General features: G+C 52.8%; 9 protein-coding genes. 3 read left to right on the forward strand and 6 right to left on the reverse strand.

All coding sequences use genetic code 11. The features are described 5' to 3' along the window. Nucleotides 1-54 precede the first annotated feature (54 nt). The 3 genes from ACYVH9_RS13245 to ACYVH9_RS13255 are packed head-to-tail and all read right to left on the reverse strand — an operon-like array spanning nucleotide 55 to nucleotide 4,166. Nucleotides 55-2,049, reverse strand: coding sequence for a plastocyanin/azurin family copper-binding protein (locus tag ACYVH9_RS13245; RefSeq protein ID WP_460636833.1), 1,995 nt, complete (start codon nucleotides 2,047-2,049; stop codon nucleotides 55-57). An 11-nt stretch (nucleotides 2,050-2,060) separates the two neighbouring features. Then, nucleotides 2,061-2,399: a tRNA-binding protein gene (locus tag ACYVH9_RS13250; protein ID WP_460636834.1), complete on the reverse strand. Its 339-nt coding sequence runs from the start codon at nucleotides 2,397-2,399 to the stop codon at nucleotides 2,061-2,063. A 6-nt stretch (nucleotides 2,400-2,405) separates the two neighbouring features. Continuing rightward, the gene (locus ACYVH9_RS13255; protein WP_460636835.1) at nucleotides 2,406-4,166 is read right to left on the reverse strand and encodes a PA14 domain-containing protein; all 1,761 of its coding nucleotides are present in this window, start codon (nucleotides 4,164-4,166) and stop codon (nucleotides 2,406-2,408) included. Nucleotides 4,167-4,892: 726 nt separating this feature from the next. Here ACYVH9_RS13255 and ACYVH9_RS13260 point away from each other — a divergent pair. Continuing rightward, nucleotides 4,893-6,485 carry an ABC-F family ATP-binding cassette domain-containing protein gene (locus ACYVH9_RS13260; RefSeq protein WP_460636836.1) on the forward strand — a complete coding sequence of 531 codons (1,593 nt, stop codon included), beginning with the start codon at nucleotides 4,893-4,895 and terminating at the stop codon, nucleotides 6,483-6,485. Nucleotides 6,486-6,554: 69 nt separating this feature from the next. Here ACYVH9_RS13260 and ACYVH9_RS13265 read toward each other — a convergent pair whose 3' ends face one another. Continuing rightward, on the reverse strand, nucleotides 6,555-7,232 hold the full coding sequence (locus ACYVH9_RS13265) for a carboxylesterase family protein (RefSeq protein WP_460636837.1): 678 nt from the start codon (nucleotides 7,230-7,232) through the stop codon (nucleotides 6,555-6,557). 68 nt (nucleotides 7,233-7,300) lie between these two features. Further along, on the reverse strand, nucleotides 7,301-8,065 hold the full coding sequence (locus tag ACYVH9_RS13270; protein ID WP_460636838.1) for a creatininase family protein: 765 nt from the start codon (nucleotides 8,063-8,065) through the stop codon (nucleotides 7,301-7,303). 240 nt (nucleotides 8,066-8,305) lie between these two features. On the opposite strand from ACYVH9_RS13270, the gene ACYVH9_RS13275 reads away from it, so the two are divergent. Together ACYVH9_RS13275 and cydB are read left to right on the forward strand one after the other, a co-directional pair. Beyond that, complete coding sequence (locus ACYVH9_RS13275) at nucleotides 8,306-9,676, forward strand: cytochrome ubiquinol oxidase subunit I (RefSeq protein ID WP_460636839.1); 1,371 nt, start codon at nucleotides 8,306-8,308, stop codon at nucleotides 9,674-9,676. Between the two features lie 89 nt (nucleotides 9,677-9,765). Next, nucleotides 9,766-10,800, forward strand: coding sequence for a cytochrome d ubiquinol oxidase subunit II (gene cydB / locus ACYVH9_RS13280; RefSeq protein WP_460636840.1), 1,035 nt, complete (start codon nucleotides 9,766-9,768; stop codon nucleotides 10,798-10,800). A 53-nt stretch (nucleotides 10,801-10,853) separates the two neighbouring features. Here cydB and ACYVH9_RS13285 read toward each other — a convergent pair whose 3' ends face one another. Next, nucleotides 10,854-12,290, reverse strand: a complete 1,437-nt coding sequence (locus ACYVH9_RS13285; RefSeq protein WP_460636841.1) for a S41 family peptidase — start codon at nucleotides 12,288-12,290, stop codon at nucleotides 10,854-10,856. Between the last annotated feature and the right edge of the window lie 26 nt (nucleotides 12,291-12,316).

The following is a 12,316-nucleotide window of genomic DNA, read 5'->3' on the forward strand; positions in this document are numbered from 1 at the left end:
GGTGATTAATCGCGAATTAATCACCTATTTTCACTAAGATATGCAATTACAAATCTACTTTACAACTTTCATAACGCCCTGCATAAGGGAAGCATGGCCCGGAAATGTGCAAACGAACTGGTAATCGCCGGGTGTGGACGGAGCGACAAAATAAATGGATTCAGAACTTTCGGGCTGCAACAGATTGGTATGAAACAACACATTCGTGTTTACCGGCACGTACTGCATTTTTGACCCGTTTAAGCTGAGTTTTAAAGCCGCATCGCCCACCGCTCCAGCCGTAGACGGTTTTACAATCACGCAGTTGTGCAACATATCGTCATTGTTGTTGAACACCCACCGGATGCGGCTACCGGCTTTCACTTCCACCTGCGCCTTGTCAAACTTCAGCCCTGGTTCGGTTCCAATGGTAATTACCTGATCGGGACCGTTGGTCCAGTCGGCGGGTTGCTCGGTCACACGTTTTGCACTTACGGCCGGTTTTCCCTTCGCATTCGAAGCCGGTGGGGCGTTTTTGGTCGACGCCATCGCAGCGTGGTTGTGTTTGGCGGGAGCCGCAATGGTCAGCTTGGTGCCCGGTGCAATGTGGTTGAGGGTATAATAACCCGTGTTGTGCAGCAAGGCCAGCCCCGTCGTTGACTTAACACCTTCGGCCTTCAGTTCGTGAACGAACCCTTCCCGCAAAACCGTATCGGCAACTACCCGGACTTTCAAGCCGTTATCAGACACCACCACGCCCCGAATCGGCACGGGCCGCGCATCTTCAACCGGGCTGCCGTAAATTTTGTGGTATTTATACGTAAAGCTGTTCATGCCGTACGACTCCGGGTCGGCTGCGGTTTTCCGGTCAACTGGCTGCGTGAATTCGATTTCGAACCCATCGGGCATCGAGCGAATGGCCTTCATTTCAAACGGGGTCAGGCCCGTCCAGACCAGTCGCTGTACCCCAAACGGATCTTTGCCCGTAGCCGACCAGCCCCGGCTGGTTTGCCCGACAAACATGGAACCGTCCAGCCCCCAGGCCATCCGCAAAATGCCGGATTGAAAACCCGACCGGAACGCGAAACAGGCACCCTGGAATTCGCCGTTTACTTTTTCCAGAAAAACACGCATGATCTTGCTGTGGCCCTGGTCGCCCACGAACAACTGCCCGTCAAACGGTCCGAATCGGTTGGCGGTTGTATCTTCCAGAATATCCGACGTTGAAATACCCAGGATGGTGTGCGGGAACCAGATGGCGGGCACTTTCAGACCGGGGACGGTTTTGGCTACTTCGTGCATCGGTTTGCCGGTGCTCGGCACGTCTTCCATCTTCAATTTCAGCGGAGAGCCGGGCTCCGACGTCCACCGCAGTCCTTCCGGGTTACCGGCAAAATCGCCCAGCGCCAGGTGCGTCATCCGACCTGACCCGACCCAGTCGCCCTGATTTTCAGTGTAAAAAATACTGCCATCGCGCAGCGCCCGATAACTCGATGGCGACCGCAAACCGGTTGCATACGGTTTCAGTTCGCCTTTTTCGTTGACTTTCATCATCCAGCCCCGCCATTTAACCAGACTGGCTCCGTGGCCAATCCAGCCCAGATTCAGGGCAATGAGCATATCGCCATCCGGCAAAAACAGCGGGCCGTACGAATATTCGTGGTAATTGCCCGACAGTGGCCACTTCACGATCGACCGGTACTCGTTGGCTTCGTCATCCCCGTCGGTATCGATCATTTTGGTCACTTCGCCCCGTTGCGTTGCATACAGGGCACCTTTGTGATACGCCAGCCCGAGGGGTTCGTGCAAACCGTAAGCAAATCGTTTGAACTGCGGGATGCGGCTGCCTTTCATGTACGGATTGCTGATGAGCCAGACCTCACCCCGGCGCGTCGAAACGCCCAGCCGACCATCGGGCAATACCGCCATCCCCCCCACTTCCAACTGAACGCCTTCGGGAATCGGGACGGTGATCATACGGTAATAATCGTCCTCCGTCAGCGGGCGCTGGGCGCGGGCAACGGTAGACAGGAAAAGAAGGGCAACGAGAAATGAGAGTTTATTTTTCATGGTTTTCATCACTAGGCGATTCGGGAGCCATTTTCGGTTTTACGTTCGGTCTGCAACAACGTCACTTCGCCGTCCGGTCCTACTGCTCCCAACACCAGGCACTCGCTTTTGAACGTAGCAATTTGTTTAGGTGGAAAATTGACGACGGCAACGATCTGAAGGCCCAGCAGGTCCGCCGGTTCGTAAAGCCGGGTCAGTTGCGCCGACGACCGTTTGATGCCTTTGGCCCCAAAATCAATCGTCAGCTTGTAAGCAGGTTTCCGGGCTTCCGGAAAAGCGTCGACCGCGGTGATGGTGCCGGTGACGATTTCAACTTTTTCAAAGTCAGCCCACGAAATAGTTGTTTCCATAGACTGTTACCACAGTAAGGTATACTGAACCGTCGTCGTACCACCTTTTACCGCAACTGGCAGCATCAATTCCTGTTTTCCGGAGCTGGTGCGAGTTGTTGGTTTTGCCTTGGCATCCAGTTGGATGTAGTATTTGCCATCCACCGAATACAACCCTTTGGAAACCTCTTCGAGCGACGAGCCAGCCGCCAGCCGGCAATAGAGCGATTCGTTATTTGCGCCTTTCACGGTCAGCGTCCGAACGAAGGATTTACCGTCGGCATCGGGCAAGACGGCATCCGTAACGTCCAGATCCCGAAGACGGTATTGCATCGTTGGATAGCCCTGTTTATCCATTGTCAACCCCTGGTAGTGCAGTTCATTGTCGGACAGGCTATCCGGCCAGGACTGCCCCGAGTTGGCCAGTAGCGCCAGCGGATTCTGCGCCGACAAAACGGCCAGCGTACCCAACGGTTTGAGCAACTGTGGTTCTCCGCGCTGGTACCACATATCCGTCACGTCGGCAAACGGACCGCGCCAGACCTGCAACAACGCCCCCTGATTGAGGTCGATGGTATAATTCAATCCCGACGGACTGCCGACGGAAATACAATGGGTTTTCTTTTTGGCACCGAAGTTAACAAACGAGCGGATAACGGACGGTTTTAAGCCGGGCTCTACCGCAATTTCGCCCACCGGATCGGGTTCGGGCAACGACGCGCGCGGGTGTAGCGCCTGGAATTTGGTATCGGGTGCCGAGATAAAAAAGCCCAACCCCGGCCGCGGCCACGACCGACCGAAGAACAGCGTGAACGGGTGTTTACCTGCTGTTAGGTTCACTTTGACCGTGCTCATATGGCCCAGATCATGCCGTTGATTGGCAATAACTTCTTTCCCATCGATGGCCAGCGAAGCAAAACCGCCCTGCTGTAACGCCAGCGTATACGGGCCGTCTTTGTCGACTACCAGATCGCCTGTGTAGACAATTCCGTGCCAGCGGGGTTGTCCGTACGACACCTCGTAGGTCAGGGCCGCAGTAGTGTCGTCTTTGACTAGTTTCAAATTCGCTAATTCGGCCTGAGAAGTGGTTTCGGTCTTGTTCTCGTACAATTTGTAGCGAATATTGGTCAGTTTCGCAACGGGGCGCTCGCTAATTAACTGATAGCCAACATTCCGAATTGCAATGGCACCTTTTCTAACATTCAATACCACCGCACCGCTCGTTCCTCCGCTCTGCGGAGGCAACACCAGATTTTCGTAAATCACGACACCATTGAGGGCCATTTTTTCCAGCGTCACGGCCCCTTTTGCCGACCCTTGTAGCTGCACTTCCAGCGGTTGCCACAGGCCCGGCGCTTTCACGGCATTCTGTAATGGCAACAAAGCCGCCCGGTTTTCGATCGCTCCAAACGTACTTGCATTGACTTCCGGATTGCCCCAATTGTCGGCCAACCGAATGGCTGTTGAACCGAACGACAGGCTGCCTTCTGCGCCCGGCGACAGCAAAATTTCCAGGGCCAGCCGTACGTCGCTGGCGTTGGTTAGTAAGGTTACCGCCTGGCCCGGCGTTCCGATCAGAATACCGTTGCCCGCTTTTGTTTTTACGTCATTCTTTAAAGGGTTGACTTTTACCGATGCGGCTGGTTTCCAGTTCGATGGAAGCGCTGTCAACCGATCGGTCGCGAGTGGAGTTAAGGATTCGTCAAGCGATTGGGCCCACACCGGTGCCGCCCCCACCACAAGCAGGCAGGCTGCGCCCCGGCTGAACCACCGTAGAATAGGATTCATCTGGTTAACAAAATTTCAGTATGTAATGTAATTCGTTGCAAATCTGACTCGAAGGCCGGTTTGGTTTACTTTGCAAGAGTGAAAGTAACATCTTTTTTTCTCCGAAACCAAACCCCAACTTTTTCAGCTATACCGTGTTGGGGGTGTAAAAATAGCGCATCCATTTTTTAATTCAGCAATTATTTTAACAGACTTTCAAGCCCTTATTTTCGCGTAAAAACGGGTCTTTTTTGCTCCAATGAAGCGCTTGTCAAAACCACGGTGCTCCTATTCCCGAACCTGCCAACGGTGGCCGATCAAATGAGCACAAACTCGACTTATTCCGGTGGCCAAGAGCAGGACGGTTTTCAACAACTGGCGCAGAATGACGATTTTTTCGTTTCGGCCGGGAACGCTTTCGCTGACCTTTCCGTTTCGGAATCTAAACAAAGGCCGGTCTCTTTACCCCGGTATCACAAACTCCTGTTTCAATGTAAGAGCTAAGTAAAGGTTGGTTTTCTACCACCTGGTTCCGGCTGCACGGAACTGTTGACAACGTCCTTGTCGATACGTCGCATACACCCACCAAGTGTTTAGGCCCACACTTAGCGCGATCATGTAATTTATTTCCTGTATTCTGGCCGTTTTTGGCGGCTTATGCTACGCACTAACAACCGCACTATGCCGGGTTGGGCCGTATCGCTTTTCATTCTTCCCATCTGTTCAATCTTTCTCTTTGTTACAATCATGAGTATTGTAATCAAATCCCTTTCGTATCAGCACCCCGACCGGGAGATGCTGTTTCAACACCTCCACGTTTCCATCGCTCCGGGCGAAAAAGCCGCCCTGGTCGGTCCGAATGGAGCCGGTAAATCGACGTTATTGCAACTCCTTGCCGGGCGGCTGCACCCATCAGAAGGGGCGCTCATTTTTTCCGAAAAACCGTATTACGTTCCCCAGCATACGGGGCAGTACGATGCGTATCCGATTGCCCGGGTGCTGGGTATTGACGAGAAGTTAAAAGCGTTGCAGGCCATTCTGGCCGGTGATGTTTCGGAAGATCATTTTACCGCTCTGGCCGACGACTGGGACCTTGAAGAACGGGTCGGTGCCGCCCTGACATACTGGAATCTTCCCCCAATACCGCTTTCGCAACCCATGCATTCGCTCAGCGGAGGAGAGAAAACCAAGGTGTTTCTGGCCGGGGTGCTCGTTCACTCACCGGGGATTCTGCTGCTGGATGAACCGTCGAATCATCTGGATGCCGAAAGTCGCGGTCTTTTGTATGATTTCATTCAGCATTACAAAGGCACGTTGCTGATTGTCAGCCACGACCGCACGCTCCTGAATCACCTGAATTTGACGCTGGAACTGTCGAGAAGCCAGATTGAGGTTTTCGGCGGAAATTATGATTTTTACAAACAGCAGAAAGAAACCAAGGTGACGGCCTTGCAGGCTCAACTCGACGAAAGCACCAAAACGCTGAAACTGAACCAGAAAAAAGCCTGTGAATTGGCCGAACAGCGGCAGAAGCAGGAAGCCCGCGGAAAAGCACAAGCTCCGCACAGCGGTTTACCGCGCATTGTGGCCGGTGGACTTAAAAGCAAAGCCGAGCAAAGCACCGCTAAAATGAAGGCGACCCAAACCGATAAGGTTCATGAACTGTCGGACCACCTGCGGCAAATCCGGACCCAGCTTCAGGAACAACAGCCGCTAAAAATTGATGTACACGCTTCTGATTTGCACCGGGGCAAGACTCTGATCGATGCCCAGTCGATTAATTTCGCTTACGAAACGCGCAACCTCTGGCCACGGCCGCTCAGCCTGCAAGTGCGTTCCGGCGACCGAATTCGGATTGAAGGCAACAACGGCACGGGCAAAACAACGCTGCTCGCCCTGTTGACCGGCCAGTTACAGCCCACCACCGGGACGTTGGCGCGAGCCGATTTTCAGTATCTGTACCTGGATCAGGAGTATTCGGCCATCAACGATCCACTGTCGATTTTTGAGCAGATCCAACAGTTTAATACGCGCCACCTGGCCGAACACGAGCTAAAAACGATGCTGCACCAGTACCAGTTTCCTCGTGAAAGCTGGGATCGACAATGCGCCGGACTCAGCGGAGGGGAAAAAATGAAACTCCTGCTGTGCGGTTTGGCGGCCAGCAACCACATTCCTGATCTTCTCATCCTGGATGAACCCACCAACAACCTGGATCTGCCCAGTCAGGAAATACTGACGCGAACGGTTAAGGATTTTGGCGGCTCGGTGCTGGTCATTTCGCACGACGACTATTTTATCCGGGAAATCACCATTGACACAACGATCCGGCTGGGTTAAGGCCGCTCTATTCAAAAGGTCCGAAAACCGTTCTTAAGAACGGTTTTCGGACCGCTCATTGCAAGTCGCTCATTTGTGCTGTTTCAACAGCCAGTCATACAGCGAATTATCTTCGTAGAGATACTGGATGGCGTGCCCGACATTGTTGAGTTTGGTAAACTTCACATTGCCGTTGCACAGATTCAGCCGCCGAACCAGCCGCTCGGTTTCGTCGATCGGAATGACGTAGTCGTCCGTGGCATGAAATGTCCAGACCGGAACGTGGCTGATGCGGCAAACCTGCGTTGAATCGTCACAACCACCACACAGGGGCAGAATAGCCGCAAATTTATCGGGATAGGCCACGGCGGTTTGCCAGGCTCCGTAGCCACCCATGCTGATGCCGGTCAGGTAAACCCGTTTCGGATCAATCCGGTAGCGGGCGGTCAGTTCTTCATACAAGGGTTCAAACCAGTTGTCGGTCGACCAAAATTTACCATCCGGGCACTGCGGAGAGGCAATGATAAACTCGTACTCCCGGCCCTGATCCACTAGCTGCGGCAAACCGTAGCGCTTGAGTTTGTTTACATCATCGCCTTTCAGCGAACTCCCATGCAGGCTGATAACCAACGGGTAAGCCCGCTGGTTATTAGCGTACTCTTTCGGCTTATACAGCAGGTACTTGTATTTTTCCCGGGCTTTGGCTTTGCTTTGCGGAATGGATTGTGCTTCTGCCAGCGACCCCACACACAAGACCAGGAGAAGCATAACAAACTTTAACAATGGCATACAAAACGGTTTTTTCGTGAGCGACTACGGTAGTTTAGACTGTCCTGTCATTCGTACAGTTCCGTCAAGTCCAGCGTTGCCAGCTCGACCAGCAAACCACTGATTTTCTGCGTCACATCCTCAAAATATCGTTTTCCTTTCTCCGCCGTAGCCGCTTTTGGGTTACCAATGCCGGTATCCGTTGTCACCTGCGACCATTTGCGCTCGGCCCAGGCCCAGCCTTCGCGCAAGCCCTGCACTTTCCATTTTTTAGCGGCTCCGTCGCCCGCTTCCTCCAGTGGCAACACCAAATCCGGGCGCAGGTGGAGCAACAGGCTTGTTTCCATTTCGTCGGCGTGGTCGCCTTTGGGTTCGTCGAAATACGTTGCTTTGTCCAGCGTATGAAACCACGAGCAGGTAGTCAGAAACATATCCGGATACTGGACGCCCAGTTCGCGCAACATGGTTTTGAAATCATTTCCGCCGTGGCTATTCAAAATCAACAACTTACGAATCCCCTGCCGGTTCAGCACTTCAATAATGTCGTTCAGGATCGCTTTCTGTGTGCTCGGGTAGAGGTTGATATCGAGCAAAATATCGGTTTGCCCCGTGTTGACCCCAAACGGAATCGTCGGCAGCACCATTACTTTGGCACCCTGCTCCCACGCCAACCGCGCCGACTCAGCCGCAATGGTGTCAGCTTCGATCACGTCCGTGGCATACGGCATGTGGTAGTTGTGAGCTTCGGTAGCTCCCCAGGGCAGGATCACCAGATCGATTGGCTGATCGTGAATGTGTTTCCAGTTGGCTTCGGCCAGAATGTATGGGCGCATAATGAACTATTGTTTCGAGAGTCAAGCAGAGTTTGTTTGAGTCAAACGGAGCTTTTCTCTGATTTCTCCGCTTAACGCTGCGAAATAACTCTTTTTCTCTTTAAATCTTGTTTAAAACCAACCTTTCGTATCGTCTTCTACTGTACCTTGTACCCGAATGAAGCAGAGCTGGCTGACGCATTTAATGCACAGGTGGCGCCGTCTTCACTCCTAATTTTTAACTCATAACTCCCTTTGGTTATGGACAATGTCGAGTTACTCTCCCGCATTCAATTTGCTTTCACCATTGCTTTCCACTACATCTACCCACCCCTGAGCATTGGCCTTGGGGTATGCCTGGTTTTTATGGAGGGTTTGTATTTAAAAACCAAAGACAAGGTATACGAAGAGCTGACCCGGTTCTGGGTCCGGATTTTTGCGCTCATTTTCGGCATTGGAGTGGCCACCGGCATCGTGATGGAATTTGAGTTTGGCACCAACTGGGCGGTTTACTCCCGCTACGTTGGCGACATTTTTGGCAGTGCCCTGGCCGCCGAAGGCATTTTCGCGTTTGCGCTCGAATCGGCCTTTCTGGGCATTCTGATTTTTGGCTGGAACCGCGTCAGTCCACGTGTGCATTTTATGTCGACGGTTTTGGTGGCGCTGGGGTCCATGTTTTCGGCACTCTGGATTGTTGTGGCCAATTCCTGGCAGCAAACACCCGCGGGCTACCGCATCGACGGCGAAGGACTGAAAGCCCGCGCCGTGGTAACCGATTTCTGGGAAATGGTTTTTAATCCATCGTCCATCGAACGGTATTCGCACGTGCTGATCGGTGCTTTTCTGGCGGGTTCGTTTCTGGTACTGAGCGTAAGCGCCTGGTATATTCTGCGCCGGAAATACGAAGTCCATTCGCAAAAAGCGTTTACGATTGCCCTCTGGGTAGCCGCTATTTCATCGCTGGGCCAATTGTTTACGGGCCATAAATCGGCGGAAGTGGTGACAGAACACCAACCGGCCAAGCTCGCTACGATGGAAGGCCATTTTGAGACGGCTCCGGCCGATATGTACCTGTTCGGTTGGGTCGATGCGGAGCAACAGAAGGTAACGGGCCTGAAAATACCGGGTGGCTTGTCGTTTCTGGTGCATCAGGATTTCCGGAAACCGATTCCCGGCCTGAACAGCTTTCGGCCCGAAAACCGACCCAAAGCCGTTAATTTCGTCTTTCAGACTTATCACCTGATGGTCGGCATCGGCATGGCCCTGATCGGTTTGTGCTGGCTGGCCCTCTTTCTACTGTACCGAAAAAAGCTGTTCCAGACACGCTGGCTGATGGCGGTATTTGTTGGGGCGGTTTTGTTGCCGCAAATTGCCAACCAGGTGGGTTGGTATACGGCCGAAGTAGGACGCCAGCCGTGGGTGGTGTACGGTTTACTCCGCACATCCGATGCGCTGTCGCAGGCCGTCAAAGCCGAGCACGTGCTGCTTTCCCTCATTCTATTTACGCTGGTCTACGTCGTTCTGTTCATTCTGTTTCTTTACCTGCTCAACAAGAAAATCCAGCACGGCCCCGATGTAGAACAGGACGACCCGGAAACGCCAACATCCAAGCTCAACCCATCGCTCATTTAATTTTGAATGAGATTGATTGAATAGCTGCCGCCAGCCGAAACATCATCTTCGATTCTATTCACGCATTCCATCATTCACTCATTGACAACATGGACACAATCCTCGGTCTCGATCTTCCTACCTGGTGGTTTTTGCTGATTGGTGCGCTCATCAGCGGATACGGTATTCTCGACGGTTTTGATTTGGGTGCCGGAGCGTTGCACCTGTTTTTCCGGAAAGAACAAAGCCGCCGGATTGCGCTGAACGCCATCGGACCGGTGTGGGATGGCAACGAAGTCTGGCTGGTGATTGGCGCCGGTGCGCTGTTTGCGGCTTTTCCGCTGGTTTATGGCACGCTCCTGTCGGTTTTCTACCTGCCGTTTATCCTGCTGTTGCTGGCTATCATTTTTCGGGCGATTTCCATTGAATTTCGCAGCAAGGAAGAAATGAAATGGTGGCGCACGCTTTGGGATGTCTGCTATAGCTTGTCCAGCATTACCATCGCCCTGCTCTTCGGACTGGTGCTGGGCAATCTGATTCAGGGCATTCCACTGGATAAAGATCACCAGTTCATCGGGCGACTGCGGGATTTTTTCAACCCGTATGCGCTCCTGATTTCGGTAACGGTTTTGTCGTTGTTCATGCTGCACGGAGCCATGTACCTCGCCATGAAAACCGAAGACCGTCTCTACGCCAAAATGACGATTTTGATCAATCAGATCAGCAAGTTCTTTATTCTATGCTTTATCACCGCGTCGATGGCTACGCTCATTTACGTGCCGCACATGGAAGCGATTTTCCACAAATACCCGCTTATGTTTGCACTGCCGCTGACGGCCGTTCTGATTGTGCTGAACATGCGCCGGATGATCGAAAAACGGCGGTATTTGCGCGGTTTTATCTCGTCTGCTGTTACCACGGCCCTGCTCCTGGTGCTGTTTGCCTCGGGCCTCTACCCCAATCTGGTCCTTTCCAATGCCGACGCTCGTGGTAACATCAGCATTTACGAAGCCGCTTCCACCGACGCATCTCTCCGCACCATGCTCCTGTTTGCCGTCATCGGAATGCCGCTGGTGCTGACCTATACGGTTTTTGTGTTCTGGACCTTTCGCGGAAAAGTGAAACTTGAGGAGCACAGTTATTGAGAGTTGGGGGTTGTTACACAGAGTTATCCTGATTAACTCTGTGTAACAATAGATTAATTACGAGTCGTGACGTTTTGCTGCGCGGAGATGAGCTGGAGCGCCTGCGTCATGGCCGGGTCGTTGTGCGTTAGTACATCCTCCACGGTGGGCACAACAAGATGGTCGGGAATGATTCCCTGCCCTGGTTTCAGCGAAGCAGGCACGTTCGCCATCTGAAAACCAAACATCCCGATACCGAGGTCAATTTTGGCGTTCGGCAACTGCGTGATGGTGAAAATTCCGCTGTTGTCACCCGCGTATCCTCCGCCGGTTTCCTGTCCAACAAATACGGCTCTTTTGTCGGCATGTACGCGGGCGGCAAACTCGGTCGTAACCGAAAAGCTAAGTCCATTGACGAGCACCAGCAAGTTGCCGTGAAACGCATCCCGTTTGGGCTTCTGCTGTTTCAAACCGGCTTGTTTGGTAAACACATACCCCTCACCCCGTTTCCGGACGACCAGCCATTTGAATTTTAGGTACAATTTGGGAGTCCAGGCCGGGAAGGAATACTTTTTCTTCTGCCGAACACGGATGTGGTCGTAGTAGCGGAACGGTTTTTCGGCCAGGTACTGATACAGCCAGACCCCGTATTTTTCTTCGCCCCCTTCGTTGTTTCGCAGATCGAGCACCAGATTCTGTACTTGCTTTTCCCGCAACTCCCGGAATGATGCCTTTAGAAATTCCGCGTAATCCTGCTCTTTTTTATCGTCCCAAAACCGTTCAATGGTCATGATGGCCGTCGAACGGTTTTCGGGAAACGTCAGCCGGAAGGGTTTCTGCGGGGCGGCTTTGTGCTTGTCGCCGTACGCTTTAATCTGCTCCAGTGTAACGGCCGGCAGGGTGACGGCTTTTTCTGCTCCGCCAAACCGGTAAACGATTTCATGAACTGCCGGAGCCCCGATAAACGTTGCATAATACCCCGAGAAAAAATGGTTCAGGTCTTCATATTTGCCATTAACGGTATTTCCATCCGCAAAGGTCATCTGAGGCAACAACTCCTGAATAATAGCGCCAGCGGTCCGCCCATTGATCCGGATGAGTTCGGCTCCCTCCGGTACGGTTTCGCGGGCGTAATTCCCCGTCACCCAGGCCCGATTTTCGCGGGCGTAAATCTTCAGCGGAAACAACTGGTCTGTGTGAAACGGATAGTGTTCGTCGCGCCCGGAAGGGATCCATTTAATGTGCCCGTCTTTCAGCGCCACCAGCAGCGGAACCATTGTGACGTAAAATTCCTGCTGCGTCATGGGACGGTCCAGCCGGGCTTCGGTAATGGCAAAGAGCGAATCAAACGTCGCCTTCGGTGTATAGCGATACATGGCCGGATGCACCTCGTTCAAGGCCGTCCGGAAACGGGCGAAGTCGGTTCGCAACTGCTCCGGCGACAGTGTTTGTGCGGTGGCCGCGGCCCCAAACCAGAGGAAGAAAGCAAACAATACTAGCGTAGTTCTCATGGCATTTGTTGTTCGGTTCGACAACG

It is taken from the genome of Larkinella harenae, assembly GCF_054780515.1.